Source organism: Lysinibacillus sp. NPDC092081 (genome assembly GCF_044755845.1).
GTDB lineage: Bacteria > Bacillota > Bacilli > Bacillales_A > Planococcaceae > Lysinibacillus.
In genome coordinates this window covers 176,326-191,597 of record NZ_JBIVRU010000006.1, presented here as the reverse complement: position 1 = coordinate 191,597, position 15,272 = coordinate 176,326, and the positions used below count along the sequence as shown (strand labels likewise).

Genomic DNA, 15,272 nt, shown 5'->3' with positions numbered 1-15,272 from the left:
AGGAGAATGGCGGATCAGACAACTTAGCACTTGTCACTTGCCCCGTATGTACCATTGAGGAACTGCTATACTACTGGTAATTGTACTTCTGGCTCAGGTAGCACAAAATCCTTTAAGCCGTCTTGCTCATCAGGTGGCTTTGGCAGCATAATTGCCCCGTCACTATCCCTTGGCTTAAGCTGATAAAATCGGACATCTTCTACGACTACTTCTGTTATAAAAACCTTTGTGCTTTCTTCATTTATAAATGATCTTGATTGAATACGACCATTTGCCCCAATTAATGAGCCTTTTCCGCAATATTTGACGATATGCTCTGCAAGCCTTCCCCAAACTGAACAAAGAATAAAGTCAGCATCCACTTCCCCACGATTGCTTTTGTAATTGCGATTAATGGCTAGAGAAAAATGTGTTTGCACGCGATTTTCAGATAAGTGTCGTAACACTGGATCCTTTGTTAATCTTCCGACCAGTCCGACCTGATTCATTGATTCACCTCCTTTGCTTTTGATTGCTCTCATCTTACAAAAAATAATCCGGTATTGGCAAAAGTCGATTTTTATCATTTCCCTTAGTTATTAATCATAAATTAGATATATTGAGGCTTTTACTTTTCAATAATTGAATGATTTTTGGGCCGAATGCTTTTCGCTGTAATGGCAAATGCTAATTGTTGAAATATGCAATTTCGCTGTTTTTGCAAATTGTGCAAAAACACAGCAATGGTCCTATCGTAAACATAGCTAGTTGAATATGTTATACTAAAATAGATGACCGACTTAGGAGGATATTACATATTGAAAACATTTAAGATGCTTTCCTTTGACCTTGTCACAAAAGATGGCAAGCAACCTTTCCCTTTAGTCGATGGTATTATTATTAACCAGGAAAACAGCCATCAATCTTGGATTCTTGAACTATTTATGGACCGGCAATATCGTTCAACTTTCGAAGAACTTTTAACGAATGCTACTGTCTTTAATGTACGTGCAGTTATTTCATTTCCAGATAATGAGCCTGCTCCTTTCCAGGTTGTCGTACATACAGTTCAAGAAATTGGCGAGCACATCTCTGTCCTTTTAAAAGGGACACTAAAGACAAAACGCTCGAAATATGCCGAGCAATTACTTGCCGAGTTACTAGCTGAAGGAGTTACTTTAGATAAGTTATTGGACCGCTTCACGCATGATATGAAAGAACGACCAAAACTCAAAAATGATTGAACTTGATTGAACGATGCAAAAAGTTGCATCGTTTTTTTATTGGACAGGTAGAGATTTTAAGGTAAAATACGATTTAAAAATTATAGGAGGTAACTACACTTGAATATTGCTATTAGGGAAAAGCCATTAAAATTATTGTGGCTTGAGGCTTTAAAGAGGCGGTTGTTCGAAGAGGACCCTGATTTTAGCTATTATCTTGGGCAATTTCGAAGATTCGATGCTGGCTTTGCTGGTGAAAAGAAAGTTGACCGTGAATGGCTTGAATTAGTATGTCCCTATACTTTTTTAGTGTTACATAATTTAATTCTGATGAATTCTGCACAGCATTCACATCAACTCGATACACTTTTTATTTGCAGTAATTTTATGCTAGTTGTTGAAATAAAAAATATTACCGGACGTCTTGATTTTGACGATATTACTTATCAATGTATTCGAACAAAGCCAGATGGTACTGCTGAAGGATTTCCAAATGCAATTACTCAGACCCATCGACATATGCAATTTCTTAAAGTTATTTCCCAAAACTATTCTCTCCCCATTGAGGGTGCGGTTATCATCGCTAATCCCTCTGCTATCATTGCAAGTCATCCAAATACAATTCCGATTTTCCATGTTTCAGGACTTCAAAAATATCTTCATTCCCTTTTTAGAAAATATACACAAGCCATTTTAAGCGATGAACAGCTAACTCAAATTGCTCAGCAGCTCCTTAGTAGACATCAGTCATCGAAAATCCCAGCTTCTATTGATTCATCAAGATATCGCCAAGGCGTACTTTGTCCGAAATGCCAATACAAGTCTCAAATGCATTATGCTCGCGGGATATGGAAATGTTCGTACTGTCAATTTGCAAGCGAAGAAATTTTTTCTGAAGCTTTACAAGATTATCGATACTTAGTTGGATCAACAATTACCAATAAACAGTTACGTGAATTCTTCGCTATTCATTCCAGTGATGCAGCAAATCGCTTACTTAGAAAATTTCAATTTCCTTATACAGGTTCTTATAAAAATCGTGTTTACCAATTACCCGAAAATTTAGTGGACTATATGAAGCCATTTTTCCGCTCTTCTTGAAGATATTAAGTGGGTTTGTTCCTTCTCGCGAGGGGATTCACTCTCTTCCGCGGGTATTCACTCTCTTCGCGGGTATTCACTTCTCTTCCGCGGGTATTCACTTCTCTTCCGCGGGTATTTACCTTTTTTCCGCGGGTATTCACTCTCTTCGCGGGTATTCACCTCCCTTCCGCGGGTATTCACCTCCCTTTCGCGGGTATTCACCTCCCTTTCGCGGGTATTCACCTCCCTTTCGCGGGTATTCACCTCCCTTTCGCGGGTATTCACCTTCCTTTCGCGGGTACTCACCTTCCTTTCGCGGGTATTCACCTTCCTTTCGCGGGTATTTCCCCCTTTCACGAATTCGAAAATGAAAAAAAGAGTGTTCCAATTAATTGGAAGCACTCTTTTTCATATTATCGCGTAACTTTCTCTTCGACAATCTTTTCTTTAACAACGCCGTTATTTGGAACAGTGTTTGTACCATTTAAATCAGCATTTGTTCCTGGTGTTGTTGTTGTTCCTGGTACTGTTGTTGTACCTGGTGTTGTTGTTCTTGGTGTAGTAGTAGTGCCTGGAGTTGTAGTAGTGCCTGGAGTTGTAGCTTCAGGAAGAACAGTGTTACGGTTAACACCATTTACGTCACGATTGTAAACGTCATTTCTTCGAGTCGGTTCTACAACGTCTTCTACACCTCGGCGAACGTCGTGTTTAACATTCTCCACTGGTCTTGTTTCAACTGCTTTGTTTCCCCAGTTACAACCTCCAAGAAATACAGTAGCAAGAATGATTGCCAAAAATGACATTCTCCACATAAGAAAAAACCTCCTTTCTTCGGTGCTATGTCATCAAATACAACGTGTGCATTTGTGATCTTACATAGATTGCCCGGGAAAGGAGGGAACTATCCGATTTTTGTACAAACTATTTTTGTTTTTCTTTTAACAATTGTTCAATGTAGGCTGCTTCTGCTTTACAATTGTAGCCATAGTTTGTAGCTAGCTCTTTTTGCAATGCCTCGATTGTTTCAATTTGCTTAGCTGTTGGTTCTTCATTTAAAATTTTTGCAATTACTTCATCGATTTTATGCGCCATCTCTTCATGGAATTCAGTACTCATCAAAACATCTGCTGGGATTTTTTCGATCCATGCGGCATTTTCTTGAAAATAAGTTTGCCAGCTAGCAATGAAGTCTTCCATAGAAAAACGCTCTTCTTTCCAATCAATACTTGCTAAGTATGATTCAAAAGATGTTGAAATCGAACGCGTAATGCTAATTTTAACACCTGAAGACAATTCCTTATACATCTATTTAATCCTCCTACGTTTTAAAAACAAAACTAAAATTACATGTATTTCAATACACAATCATATACGCCATTGCATTTTTCTAAATCCGTAATTTCTTTAACTACACTACCTATAGAAGCGAGAGTGCAGACTAAAGATAAACTATTAAAAGATTAACAGTGTAAAGACATCATTCGACATCATTATTTTATAACTTTTAGCCTATAATTGCAAATTAAGCCTGTTTTGGTTGCTCTGGCCCAATGGCAAATAAAATATCCGCTTCACATACTAATTCTCCATCAACTGTCGCCACACCGTGACCTTTGCCCATTACTCCACGTAGTTTCACGAACTCTACCTCTAATCGAAGTTGGTCTCCCGGTACTACTTGGCGCTTGAAACGACAATTATCAATACCCGTCAAGAAAGCTAGACGACCTTTGAATTCATCTGCGTTTAATAATGCTACACCACCAACTTGTGCAAGCGCCTCTACAATTAAAACCCCAGGCATTACTGGATAGCCCGGAAAATGCCCATTAAAAAAGTCCTCGTTCATAGAGACATTTTTTAAACCGACTGCACGCTTACCTTCTTCTAATTCAACGATACGATCAACGAATAAAAAAGGATAACGATGTGGTAAAATTGCTTGAATTTGCTCTGCTGTTAACATTTCTTTTCCCCCTTATATCAATTTCGCCTTGGCGTAATTGTAGCTGTCGCTTTCCTTTCGCTACAGATAAACAATGCGTCCGGAGGCTATATCTTCATTCAGTAGATGTTCAACACCTACTGAATGAAGATATTATATGTAAACACAAAGTATGGTAAAGAATAATTTTATTCTTTACCATTCATAATATCAAATATATGCTGCCATGTTTCTGGTTTGAAAACGTCCATGGCTTTACCTTGTCCAATTACACTATAGCCAAACATTGCACCTAAAACTGCTGCAACTACAACTAAGATGATAATAAGTACAACGCGTAGCCAAATCGGAATCAGCCGTATTTGCACCCATCGAACCTCTCGTTGCTCTCCATTTGAGCCGTGTTCCTTCTCTTCTGGTGGCGTATCGGTTTCTTTTGTTTGCATAGAACCTCGACTTGAATCGTCTGTCATAGATTGTACTCCTCTTCATTACTTACTAAACAGTAATAACGGATTTACTATCGAATACCATTAATGAGCCCCAGCATTTGGTCAGCTAAAGTTACAGCTCTTGCATTGAATTGATAAGAACGCTGCGTCTGAATTAAATCCGTCATTTCCTTTGAAAGATCTACATTCGACATTTCTAGCGAACCGCTCTGCATGCCAATTTGCTGACGATTTGCTCCTTGTAATTCAGTGACAACTTCAGCTTGTGTATAGCCAAGCTGAGCTAGGTTATTCGGCAATCCAACATAGGAGCCAGAAATTTTCTCCATTAGCTGTGGCTTTTGGAACTCTGTCACTGCTAAATCAGTACGAATAATATCTCCGTTTGGATAGGATGCCTCTAATACGCCCCCATTACTAATAGCAAAACTTTTTACATTATCCGGTAATGTAATAGCTTGTCCTGCTGAGTTTGCCAATGGATATCCATCTGCAGTTACAACCATTACTGTTCCATTATTTAATGGTGATAAATAAAAGTCACCTTGACGAGTATACACTGTTTTTGTGCCATTTTCACCTTCTGGCATCAAAATATTGAAATATTGCTTTGATTTTGTAAAAGCTAAATCAAGGTCGCGATTTGTTGTTTGTAAAGAGCCTTGCTTTTGATTTGATTGGATTTGTCCAAGCATGGCACCTGAGCCATAACGGATACCAACAGGTGATTGTCGGTCAGCACGGTCTTGCTTATCATTATTAAATTGCTGATACAGCAGTTCATTAAATGTAGCTTCTTGTGTTTTATAACCGACTGTATTGCTATTGGCAATGTTATTACTAATAGTATCTAGTTTATTTTGTAATTGCCCCATTGTGTTTGTTGCTGTCATCATTGTACGTAGCATGTTCAAACGCCTCCAGTTCGCCTATTATACTTTTCCGATTTCGTTGGCAGCCTTTTCCATGCTGCGATCATAAGCCTGTAACACTTTTTGGTTAGCTTCGAAAGCGCGATATGCTGTCATTAAATCAGTCATTGTACGACTAGAATCTACGTTTGAGCCCTCTAGATAATTTTGACGCAATGTAAAGGATACGCCATTAGCACCGTAAGCTGTCGGTAAGTTCTGACCATTTTCTGTTCGCATTAAGCCATTATCCTGTTTACTTAGCATGTTCGGATTCGCTGCAAATGATACGCCAACACGGGCTACTTGTTGATTATTAACATAAATTGCCCCATTCTCATCTAAGCGGAAATCATCATTTGGTAGCTGGATACGCTGACCTCTATCTGATAGCACATACAGTCCCTGTGGATTAACTAAATAGCCTTGACCATCTAATGTAAAATTCCCGTTGCGTGTATATGCTTCTCCACCATCTGGATGTGCTAAACGGAAGAAAATAGATCCATTAGTGCCATCTTCATTTTGCGGTAAGTTTCCATCGATCAAAGCCATATCTGTCGGGAAATCAGTGCTATAGATTTGGCCTTGTATGTAATTTGGTAATGTTTCTTGCATATAAATCCCTGTATTTAATGCGCCAACTTGGCTCATATATTGAGAGCCTGCTTGCTCCTTTGCAGATGCATTTGTTTTTCCTACACTTGACATGAGCATGTCTGGAAATGAGCGAATTGTTGATTGGTCTGCTTTAAATCCTGGTGTATTCGCATTTGATAAATTATTGGTTAGTAATTCTGTTCGTCTTTGTTGTGCAATCATACCAGTTGCAACTGTATAAAACCCTTTAAACAAAGGAATCACCTCATTGTATTTTTATAAGGATGCGGGCACTCGATCAATATTTTCAAGCATAATGCCTGTACCAATTGCTACACAATCCATAGGGTGCTCTGCAATGAACACAGGTACCTTTAACTCTTCGATTAATAGCTGGTCCATACCGTGCAGTAATGCACCACCGCCAGTAATAATGACCCCACGATCAATTATATCAGCTGATAACTCTGGTGGTGTTTTTTCTAAAACATTTTTTGCAGATTGGACGATCATAGCAACCGATTCATGTAATGCACGTTCAATCTCCTCTGAGTGAATCGTTATTGTACGTGGTAGACCTGTCACCATGTCTCGGCCACGAATGTCCATTGAATCGTTGCGGCTACCTTTAAAGACTGTACCGATAGTAATTTTTATGGCTTCTGCAGTACGTTCACCAATTAGCAATTTATATTCTTTTTTAATATATTGTAAAATATCATTATCAAAAATGTCTCCTGCTACTTTAATGGACTCACTCGTAACAATATCACCCATTGATAGGACTGCAATATCTGTTGTTCCGCCGCCAATATCAACTACCATATTGCCGCTAGGTTGGAATATATCCATGCCTGCTCCAATAGCTGCAACTTTTGGTTCTTCTTCTAAGTATACTTTTTTTCCACCTGATTTTTCTGCAGCTTCACGGATAGCTTTTTGCTCAACACTAGTAATGTTTGTTGGACAGCAAATTAAAATACGTGGCTTAGCTAAAAATCCTTTGACGTTTAATTTGTTGATGAAATGTTTTAGCATGGCTTCTGTAACATCAAAATCTGCAATGACTCCATCTCGTAGTGGACGAATTGCAGTAATATTACCCGGTGTACGCCCTACCATTTGGCGAGCCTCTTCCCCCACCGCTAATACTTTATTTGTTTTTTTATCAATCGCCACAACAGATGGTTCATTTAAGACGATTCCTTTACCTTTAACGTGTATTAATACGTTCGCGGTTCCTAAGTCAATGCCAATATCTTTCGAAAACATTTTATAATTTCTCCTTCCCGCCATTTCCAACTACATAACGTTCATTTTTATCTGTTTATCTAGAATATTTTATCATATCCTATTGGTAATTACACCTAATTTTAGTGAATAGAACTGCATTCTTTCAATTATATGAACACTTATTGAAAAGAAGAAATCGTTTTAGTATTTTTTTATTTAGTTCATAATCGAAAGTTTGAGATGCCATTTTTTAAACGTATTTATGTTGAATAAGTTAATTGAAGTGGAGACGTGGGTGACTCCTTGGAGATCAGCGATAGAGGAACGAAGGCTAACAGCATCACGTCCTGTGATAACGCCTTCATGACTAACATCGTGTTAGCCCGACGAGCCCATTCTGAACGGAAATCAATCACACACTATTGTGAGTAGCCTTTTACGAGGAAATATGTATCTAGCTTGTCCATTGCATCAAAAAAAGAACGAATCATTCATGACTCGCTCTTTCTTTCCACTTGTTTTTCGTTGCCTCTCCTCCACGAATATGACGTACGGCCTTATGGTAGGCGAGTATTTCCTTTACTTGCTCAGCTAATGCTTCATGAATTGTTGGCAGTCGCTCTGTTAAATCTTTGTGTACCGTACTTTTTGAATAACCTGTCATTTTCGCGAGGACACGCACAGTCTCACGCGTCTCAATCAATAATTCACCGAGGCGTATGCAGCGCTTCCGAATGTGCTCGTGCACGTTCTTCGTCCTTTCCACACAATTTCACAAATGGCATCAGATGCACGTCTGCGCATTTCTTCACCTTATGTGAGGACAAAGCTATTCAGAACACGTTTTACATTTTCACGATAAAATACCGATTTTTTATGCATTTTTTTTGTATTCGTTTCTCTCAATGTAAAATTATCATTTACTATATTTGAAATCTACGAATTTTCCTATCATCAATTAAGCCACGGTTCGGATACCCGCTGAAAAGTGGCTTAAACCAGCAGAAGTCCCCCACCTATAGAGGTGAGAGACTTCTACTGAAATAAATTAAAAGGCTAGTAATTTCTTCGGATTAATATATTTCCCGTTTTCTAGTACTTCAAAATGCAAGTTAACGCCAGCTGATTGGTTCCACTCATTGTCAGTCGCTTTTCCAAGTACTTGACCTTGTGTTACTTCATCGCCTTCTTTGACAGCAATGTCTTTTACTGAGCTATAATGTGTTTCCTTACCATCTGCATGCTCAATAACAATTTTATTGCCTGTAAATGCATCAAGTTTTACTTGTTTTACTTTACCACTTAAAGCAGCAAGTACTTCGAATTCTTCACCATTCATAGAAAGAGTAATACCGGAAGATGTCGTAAATGTTTGATTAAATACCATTAGTGCTTTTTCACGCGACTCTGCATTAGCCTCTACTTCATAAAACTCTTGTGAAACTTGAATCTTACTAAGATTCGCTTCCTTGAATGGGTACTTCATTGTTTCTGTTTTTGCATTTGTTTCAACTACAGGACCTGAATCTACTTCTGCTACATTTGGTAACGGAGCCTCTTCTACTTTTGATACGAGACTATTGTAACCAAGTAACAAACCTGCTAGCATTAGAGCGCCACCAGCGTAAACTGCTGGCCAAAACCATGGTTTCTTCTGTAATTGAACTTTTTCATCTTGATTTTGAGAAGTTTTACTATTTTTATCCTCTCTCATTTTCATCACCTCTAATTGCAGTGTGAACAACTAGAAGTTATTTTAAACATGCATCTATCTTTTTTATTTCAATATCTTGATAATAATAGTGTAAAATTTCGGCAGCAGTTTTCCCATCACTTGCCAAAGCCTCTGCTCCATATTGACTCATTCCCACCCCATGCCCGTATCCTTTCGTGCTCACTTGCACTTTTCCAGCGGTGGCATTATATGAAATTTTAAAATCCGTTGACGGTATTTGCAAAAGTGTTCGAACTTCTCGCCCTGACCACACATTCTTACCTAACTGCATGCGTTCAACACGTCCTGTATCATTTAAAAAGAACTGAACACGATTGAAATCACTTGCTTGCCATTTAATTGGCCACTGTGCATTCCATTCAGATAATGTCCATTCTTTCAACGCTGAAAACTTTGGTGATGATTGATCCGACATACTCGCAACGCTTTGTAAATAAGGTACATCATTGCCACTAAAATCGTAGGCACTTTCTGTTTTCCCATTGCTAGTAGAGTGAAACATTGCCGTAATTAATTCATTATTATATAGAAGAACTTGTCCTTTCGTTTCGTTAATAGCTTCGACAATTTTCTTTTCATTCCCCGGGAAATTGCTAGTCCAATTCGCTTTTCTTTGCTCCTTATCGTAAAAAACTTGTCTAGCAACAGTAGGAGCGATAGCTATTTTACCGTAATTTGTCGATTTCAACGCGTATGTCCTTGCTGCAATAGCCTGCGCCTTTAAAGCTTCTTTTTTGAATGACACAGGCATTTCTGCAGCTACTACACCAGTCACATACGTTTCTAAAGGGATTTTCTCCTGTTGTCCCTCCACTTCTATGAATATTTCACAAGCTTGCTCTGCTGTTGAAGGCGAATCCTCAGCCGTACGTCTCTCACTAAATGCCACAGGAAGCATATATAATGCTCCAATCAAACAAATTATGCCTATACTCATTATCCATTTTTTCATAAGGAATAATATGCTGGAACTCTTCAAAATATGTGGCCGTTAGCGAAGTAAGCCTCGATATAAACACAACAGATGGTTTTTGTGCGAAAGCGTAGCGACAGCAACAGATGGTTTTGTCATGACTAAAAATTGTTCCGATAGAAACAAAAATCATTCCGATAAATATTAGAATCTTTCCAATAAAATATAAAATCGTTCCGATAAATCTCGAAATCGTTCCGTTAATATAGAACAAACGTGCCAAAGCGCTCATTTACATCCAACAACAGGCAAAAAATCTACAGTTTCCTTAACAAAGAAAAAACCCTCTGCTCCTAAGCAAAGGGTTTATAAATCTATTTAGTTTGTTGGTAATTCAACAGTTGATTTCTCTTCAATGACAACTTCCTCAAGTGGTACACGTTCAATCTGTGCGCCAAGTGCAGCCAGCTTGCCATGGAAATCGACATAACCGCGATCTAAGTGATGAAGCTTTGTAACTCTAGTCACACCTTCAGATACAAGACCTGCTAAAATTAGTGCAGCCGCAGCTCGTAAATCAGTCGCCATTACTTCAGCACCCTGAAGGTTTACTGGCCCTTCGATAAACACAGAACGTCCTTCTATTTTAGCACCGGCATTCATACGACGGAACTCCTCAACATGCATAAAACGATTTTCAAAAACCGTTTCCGTAATAATACTCGTACCTTCAGCCGTTAACATCAAAGCCATCATTTGAGATTGCATATCTGTCGGGAAACCTGGATGTGGCATAGTTTTAATATCAACAGCTTTTAATGTTTTAGGAGCACGTACACGGATTCCTTCATCTAGCTCAGTTATTTCTACACCCATTTCACGCATCTTTGCAATTAATGCTGTCATATGCTCAGGAACAGCATTTTCAATCGTTACATCCCCTTTTGTAATTGCTGCTGCAACCATAAATGTGCCAGCTTCAATACGGTCAGGAATAATATGATGTTCTGTTCCATATAATGTATCGACTCCTTCGATACGAATCGTATTCGTACCTGCACCGATAACACGACCACCCATACTATTAATGAAGTTGGCAAGGTCTACAATTTCAGGCTCTTTCGCTGCATTTTCAATTACAGTTGTTCCTTGCGCTAAGGCTGCAGCTGTCATGATATTTTCTGTTGCCCCAACACTAGGGAAGTCTAAATACACATTTGCTCCTTTTAAACGTCCTTCTGCCTTCGCCTCTACATATCCATGACCAAAAGAGATTTTTGCTCCCATAGCTTCAAAGCCCTTTAAATGTAACTCAATTGGACGGGAACCGATTGCACATCCCCCTGGTAAAGCAACACGAGCATAGCCATTTCGAGCAAGTAAAGAACCCATCACTAAAATCGATGCACGCATTTTACTGACAAATTCAAATTGAGCTTCACTAGAAAGTTCTTTTGTTGTATCTATATATACTGTATTGTCCTCAGGTATATATGTAACTGCCGCATTTAGACTTTTTAGTACTTCATTTATAGTAAAGACATCTGCTAAGTTAGGGACTTCTTTAATTACATTTTCTCCTTTAGAGGCAAGTAAAGCCGCTGCTAGGATTGGTAACACCGCATTTTTTGCGCCCTCTACGCGCACTTTCCCCTGTAGCTTTTGGCCGCCAGTCACTATTATTTTTTCCACCCTATGTCCCTCCGAATTCAATCTATTAATCTATCAAAATTTTATTTTAAAAAGAAGTATAATGTCATATTCAGTAAACAAACAACTTTATAGTACAACTTTTCTTACGCTCGTTCAAGCATCCAAATCACTATTTTACGTCATTTATTGATATTTTGCTATTTATTTATTGTACGCATGATTTTTTTTTTTGTGAATGACCAATAACACGGAAGAAAAGCGTAAATTTCTAATATAAACCCAAAGATATGTGAACAAAAAACAAAATCTATGGATTTCTTAAAACTTATTTATACATATTTCAAAGGACCACATAAATTTTGTTATAAAGCCCTGTGAAACATGTAGATTCCATTACTAACATCAAGACAGTAATTAGGGGCTATTAAAATAAATACGGAAGCTTCCCTGACCAGTTTGAAATTTGCAGAAAGAAGTTAGAAACGGCTGATCCTATCGCAATACTCAATAAAATATAAATTAATTGGATTTGAAAAACTTTATTCTTCTTAAAGATTTTATCTAGCATAAACGCTTGTAGCGCATAAAAAGTAATAGCGATAAAAAATATATGCGATAAAATCCCTATTAAAGCTTCCTGCCCTATTGCCTCATATATTTCCATATTGTTTCCTCCATATTAATTCCTCTAGCGATACTCTCAAACAGTATATATAAAATGTTAAAAAACGGACAGATGTTGAATCTGCCCGTTAAAATTTGAATTAGATATTACCCTCATGAACGTTGATACGATTCAACGCACGTTTTAATGCTAGGTCAGCACGTTTGAAATCAATGTTATCTTGTTTACCTTGAAGACGACCTTCAGCACGTTTAACGGCTTCTTTAGCACGTTTAACATCTATGCTTTCAGCAATTTCAGCAGATGGTGCTAAAATTGAGATTTTTTCAGGGCGAACTTCAATGAAACCACCACTTAAAGCTACCAGCTCAGTTGAACCGTTTTCTTTTTTAAGCTTCACTGCACCAATTGCAAGTGGAGCAACCATAGGAATATGGCCTGCAAGAACACCGATTTCACCTGAAGTTGTTTTAGCGATTACCATTGATACTTCAGAATCGTATACTGGGCCGTCGGGAGTGACAATATTGACTAGAACTGTCTTCATATTTTTTCCTCCTCGTCCCTAGTATTAAACCTCTACGCCCATGCTTTTCGCTTTTTCAACTACTTCATCAATAGAACCAACTAGACGGAAAGCATCTTCTGGTAGGTGATCCCATTTGCCATCAAGGATTTCCTTGAATGAGCGAACAGTTTCTTTAACAGGTACATAAGAACCTTTTTGACCAGTAAATTGTTCCGCAACGTGGAAGTTTTGAGATAAGAAGAATTGAATACGACGAGCACGTTCTACTGTTTGTTTATCTTCATCAGATAATTCATCCATACCTAAGATAGCAATGATATCTTGTAATTCACGGTAACGTTGGATTGTACGTTGTACACCAGTAGCGATTGCGTAGTGCTCAGCGCCTACGATTTCTGGTGATAAAGCACGAGAAGTCGAAGCTAATGGGTCAACCGCAGGGTAGATACCCATTTCTGATAATTTACGCTCAAGGTTAGTAGTTGCATCTAAATGGGCGAAAGTTGTAGCTGGAGCCGGGTCAGTATAGTCATCGGCTGGTACATAGATCGCTTGAATAGAAGTTACAGAACCTTTGTTAGTAGATGTGATACGTTCTTGTAATTTACCCATTTCAGTTGCAAGTGTTGGTTGGTAACCTACCGCAGAAGGCATACGACCTAATAGGGCAGAAACCTCAGAACCTGCTTGTGTGAAACGGAAGATATTGTCGATGAATAAAAGTACGTCAGCACCTTGCTCATCACGGAAGTATTCTGCCATTGTAAGACCAGTTAAAGCTACACGCATACGTGCACCTGGTGGTTCGTTCATTTGACCGAATACCATCGCTGTTTGCTTGATAACGCCTGAATCGCTCATCTCGAAGAATAAGTCGTTCCCTTCACGAGTACGCTCACCTACACCAGCGAATACAGAGATACCTGAGTGCTCTTGTGCGATGTTGTTGATTAATTCTTGGATTAATACAGTTTTACCTACACCGGCACCACCGAATAGACCGATTTTACCACCTTTAATATATGGTGCTAATAAGTCTACTACTTTGATACCTGTTTCAAGAATTTCAACTGTAGTTGAAAGTTCATCGAAAGATGGTGCTTCGCGGTGAATTGAATCACGACGAACATCAGCTGGAATCTCTTCACCTAAGTCGATTACTTCTCCAAGTACGTTGAATACACGACCTAAAGTAACTTCACCAACTGGTACTGAGATAGCTTTTCCTGAGTCTGTTACTTCTGCTCCACGTTGTAAGCCATCAGTAGATGACATTGCAATTGTACGAACAGAATCATCACCTAAATGAAGAGCAACTTCTAATGCAAGAATTGTTGGTTCTTCATTAGGACGTTCAATCTTAACTGTTAGTGAGTTATAGATTGCTGGTAATTGGCCATTGTTAAATTTTACGTCAACAACTGGTCCCATTACTTGAATAACATGTCCTTTATTCATTACTGTGTATCCTCCTATCGTATTCTTATACGACATTGGGAAGCTGGGCCTATTCTAAGGCTGCAGCTCCACCAACGATTTCTGTAATTTCTTGTGTAATCGCCGCTTGACGCGCACGGTTATATTGCAATGAAAGATCTGAAATAAGATCAGATGCGTTATCAGTTGCATTTTTCATAGCCGTCATACGAGAAGCATGTTCACTTGCTTTTCCATCTAATAATGCGCCGTAAACTAAGCTTTCCGCGTATTGTGGAAGTAACACTTCAAGAATTGCTTCACCAGATGGCTCAAATTCGTAAGAAGCATTACTGCTAGCAGGTGCAAGATCCGTTAATGGAAGAAGTTTTTTCTCTGTCACTTCGCTAGCAATAGCGCTGACAAAGTGATTGTAGTACATATAAAGTTCATCATACGTACCATCAGTGAACATACCAACAGCTTTACGAGCGATTTCTTTAATATCAGCAAATGATGGTTGGTCCGGAAGACCGACAACATCGCTGACGACATTATGATCACGTTTCACAAAGTAGTCACGAACAACACGACCTACCGCTAAAATAACGTATTCGTCTTTTGATTTATGACGCTCGTCAATTGTACGTTGTACTTGACGTAGAATACTTGAGTTGTAAGCACCTGCAAGACCACGGTCAGAACCAATGACTAAGTAAGCTGTTTTCTTAACAGGACGAGCAGTTAACATTGGATGTCCACTGTCTTTTGTCCCTGAAGCGATTGCGCCTACTACGTCCTGGATTTTTTCCATGTAAGGAACGTACGCTTTAGCGTTTTGCTCTGCACGACGTAACTTGGAAGAAGAAACCATCTGCATCGCTTTCGTAATTTGTTTCGTACTCTTTGTAGAATTAATACGACCTTTTATTTCGCGTAAGTTTACCACTGGTATTTCACCACCTTTTGTTTTTT

Annotated in this window: 19 protein-coding genes; 2 read left to right on the top strand and 17 right to left on the bottom strand. The window is 38.7% G+C overall.

Annotation, left to right across the window (positions count from 1 at the left end; all coding sequences use genetic code 11):
• Positions 1-65: 65 nt before the first annotated feature.
• Entirely contained in the window at positions 66-488 is a 423-nt protein-coding gene (locus ACIQLB_RS12310; protein ID WP_400725810.1) for a single-stranded DNA-binding protein, read from the bottom strand.
• Positions 489-797: 309 nt separating this feature from the next.
• Between ACIQLB_RS12310 and ACIQLB_RS12305 the strand changes: the two genes are divergently transcribed.
• Together ACIQLB_RS12305 and ACIQLB_RS12300 are read left to right on the top strand one after the other, a co-directional pair.
• On the top strand, positions 798-1,223 hold the full coding sequence (locus tag ACIQLB_RS12305; RefSeq protein WP_400725807.1) for a YwpF family protein: 426 nt from the start codon (positions 798-800) through the stop codon (positions 1,221-1,223).
• Positions 1,224-1,322: 99 nt separating this feature from the next.
• Positions 1,323-2,303, top strand: coding sequence for a nuclease-related domain-containing protein (locus tag ACIQLB_RS12300; RefSeq protein ID WP_400725804.1), 981 nt, complete (start codon positions 1,323-1,325; stop codon positions 2,301-2,303).
• Between the two features lie 395 nt (positions 2,304-2,698).
• Here ACIQLB_RS12300 and ACIQLB_RS12295 read toward each other — a convergent pair whose 3' ends face one another.
• The 16 genes from ACIQLB_RS12295 to atpG form a co-directional block, all read right to left on the bottom strand.
• Positions 2,699-3,097 (bottom strand): hypothetical protein, encoded by a 399-nt coding sequence (locus ACIQLB_RS12295; protein WP_400725801.1) that lies wholly within the window; start codon positions 3,095-3,097, stop codon positions 2,699-2,701.
• 109 nt (positions 3,098-3,206) lie between these two features.
• Positions 3,207-3,590, bottom strand: coding sequence for a hypothetical protein (locus ACIQLB_RS12290; RefSeq protein ID WP_400725798.1), 384 nt, complete (start codon positions 3,588-3,590; stop codon positions 3,207-3,209).
• A gap of 217 nt (positions 3,591-3,807) precedes the next feature.
• The gene (fabZ, locus tag ACIQLB_RS12285; protein WP_053484429.1) at positions 3,808-4,251 is read right to left on the bottom strand and encodes a 3-hydroxyacyl-ACP dehydratase FabZ; all 444 of its coding nucleotides are present in this window, start codon (positions 4,249-4,251) and stop codon (positions 3,808-3,810) included.
• Between the two features lie 167 nt (positions 4,252-4,418).
• On the bottom strand, positions 4,419-4,703 hold the full coding sequence (locus ACIQLB_RS12280) for a DNA-directed RNA polymerase subunit beta (protein ID WP_400725795.1): 285 nt from the start codon (positions 4,701-4,703) through the stop codon (positions 4,419-4,421).
• 47 nt (positions 4,704-4,750) lie between these two features.
• Positions 4,751-5,590, bottom strand: coding sequence for a flagellar hook-basal body protein (locus ACIQLB_RS12275; RefSeq protein WP_400725792.1), 840 nt, complete (start codon positions 5,588-5,590; stop codon positions 4,751-4,753).
• Between the two features lie 24 nt (positions 5,591-5,614).
• On the bottom strand, positions 5,615-6,448 hold the full coding sequence (locus tag ACIQLB_RS12270; protein WP_400725789.1) for a flagellar hook-basal body protein: 834 nt from the start codon (positions 6,446-6,448) through the stop codon (positions 5,615-5,617).
• Between the two features lie 21 nt (positions 6,449-6,469).
• The gene (gene mreB, locus ACIQLB_RS12265; RefSeq protein WP_400725786.1) at positions 6,470-7,465 is read right to left on the bottom strand and encodes a rod shape-determining protein; all 996 of its coding nucleotides are present in this window, start codon (positions 7,463-7,465) and stop codon (positions 6,470-6,472) included.
• Between the two features lie 448 nt (positions 7,466-7,913).
• On the bottom strand, positions 7,914-8,174 hold the full coding sequence (locus tag ACIQLB_RS12260) for a sporulation transcriptional regulator SpoIIID (protein ID WP_053484600.1): 261 nt from the start codon (positions 8,172-8,174) through the stop codon (positions 7,914-7,916).
• 300 nt (positions 8,175-8,474) lie between these two features.
• Positions 8,475-9,140 (bottom strand): peptidoglycan DD-metalloendopeptidase family protein, encoded by a 666-nt coding sequence (locus tag ACIQLB_RS12255; protein ID WP_400725782.1) that lies wholly within the window; start codon positions 9,138-9,140, stop codon positions 8,475-8,477.
• 37 nt (positions 9,141-9,177) lie between these two features.
• On the bottom strand, positions 9,178-10,059 hold the full coding sequence (spoIID, locus tag ACIQLB_RS12250) for a stage II sporulation protein D (RefSeq protein ID WP_400725779.1): 882 nt from the start codon (positions 10,057-10,059) through the stop codon (positions 9,178-9,180).
• Positions 10,040-10,366: a hypothetical protein gene (locus ACIQLB_RS12245; RefSeq protein WP_400725776.1), complete on the bottom strand. Its 327-nt coding sequence runs from the start codon at positions 10,364-10,366 to the stop codon at positions 10,040-10,042. Before ACIQLB_RS12245 ends, spoIID begins: the two co-directional genes overlap by 20 nt.
• A gap of 86 nt (positions 10,367-10,452) precedes the next feature.
• The gene (murA, locus tag ACIQLB_RS12240) at positions 10,453-11,766 is read right to left on the bottom strand and encodes a UDP-N-acetylglucosamine 1-carboxyvinyltransferase (RefSeq protein ID WP_400725773.1); all 1,314 of its coding nucleotides are present in this window, start codon (positions 11,764-11,766) and stop codon (positions 10,453-10,455) included.
• A 385-nt stretch (positions 11,767-12,151) separates the two neighbouring features.
• A complete protein-coding gene (locus tag ACIQLB_RS12235; RefSeq protein ID WP_400725770.1) occupies positions 12,152-12,391 on the bottom strand; it encodes a DUF1146 family protein in 240 nt (79 codons plus the stop codon).
• Between the two features lie 100 nt (positions 12,392-12,491).
• A complete protein-coding gene (locus ACIQLB_RS12230) occupies positions 12,492-12,899 on the bottom strand; it encodes a F0F1 ATP synthase subunit epsilon (protein ID WP_268636088.1) in 408 nt (135 codons plus the stop codon).
• Positions 12,900-12,923: 24 nt separating this feature from the next.
• Entirely contained in the window at positions 12,924-14,339 is a 1,416-nt protein-coding gene (gene atpD / locus ACIQLB_RS12225; RefSeq protein ID WP_079559414.1) for a F0F1 ATP synthase subunit beta, read from the bottom strand.
• Positions 14,340-14,388: 49 nt separating this feature from the next.
• Complete coding sequence (gene atpG / locus ACIQLB_RS12220; protein WP_400725766.1) at positions 14,389-15,246, bottom strand: ATP synthase F1 subunit gamma; 858 nt, start codon at positions 15,244-15,246, stop codon at positions 14,389-14,391.
• Between the last annotated feature and the right edge of the window lie 26 nt (positions 15,247-15,272).

What these genes read in the sequence shown, in the direction of transcription:
- mreB (WP_400725786.1), bottom strand. Translation starts at nt 7,465, where the DNA reads ATGTTTTCGAAAGATATTGGCATTGACTTAGGAACCGCGAACGTATTA.
- ACIQLB_RS12230 (WP_268636088.1), bottom strand. Translation starts at nt 12,899, where the DNA reads ATGAAGACAGTTCTAGTCAATATTGTCACTCCCGACGGCCCAGTATAC.
- ACIQLB_RS12245 (WP_400725776.1), bottom strand. Translation starts at nt 10,366, where the DNA reads ATGAGCGCTTTGGCACGTTTGTTCTATATTAACGGAACGATTTCGAGA.
- spoIID (WP_400725779.1), bottom strand. Translation starts at nt 10,059, where the DNA reads ATGCTTCCTGTGGCATTTAGTGAGAGACGTACGGCTGAGGATTCGCCT.
- ACIQLB_RS12295 (WP_400725801.1), bottom strand. Translation starts at nt 3,097, where the DNA reads ATGTGGAGAATGTCATTTTTGGCAATCATTCTTGCTACTGTATTTCTT.
- atpD (WP_079559414.1), bottom strand. Translation starts at nt 14,339, where the DNA reads ATGAATAAAGGACATGTTATTCAAGTAATGGGACCAGTTGTTGACGTA.
- ACIQLB_RS12310 (WP_400725810.1), bottom strand. Translation starts at nt 488, where the DNA reads ATGAATCAGGTCGGACTGGTCGGAAGATTAACAAAGGATCCAGTGTTA.
- ACIQLB_RS12290 (WP_400725798.1), bottom strand. Translation starts at nt 3,590, where the DNA reads ATGTATAAGGAATTGTCTTCAGGTGTTAAAATTAGCATTACGCGTTCG.
- ACIQLB_RS12235 (WP_400725770.1), bottom strand. Translation starts at nt 12,391, where the DNA reads ATGGAAATATATGAGGCAATAGGGCAGGAAGCTTTAATAGGGATTTTA.
- fabZ (WP_053484429.1), bottom strand. Translation starts at nt 4,251, where the DNA reads ATGTTAACAGCAGAGCAAATTCAAGCAATTTTACCACATCGTTATCCT.
- ACIQLB_RS12280 (WP_400725795.1), bottom strand. Translation starts at nt 4,703, where the DNA reads ATGACAGACGATTCAAGTCGAGGTTCTATGCAAACAAAAGAAACCGAT.
- ACIQLB_RS12275 (WP_400725792.1), bottom strand. Translation starts at nt 5,590, where the DNA reads ATGCTACGTACAATGATGACAGCAACAAACACAATGGGGCAATTACAA.
- ACIQLB_RS12255 (WP_400725782.1), bottom strand. Translation starts at nt 9,140, where the DNA reads ATGAGAGAGGATAAAAATAGTAAAACTTCTCAAAATCAAGATGAAAAA.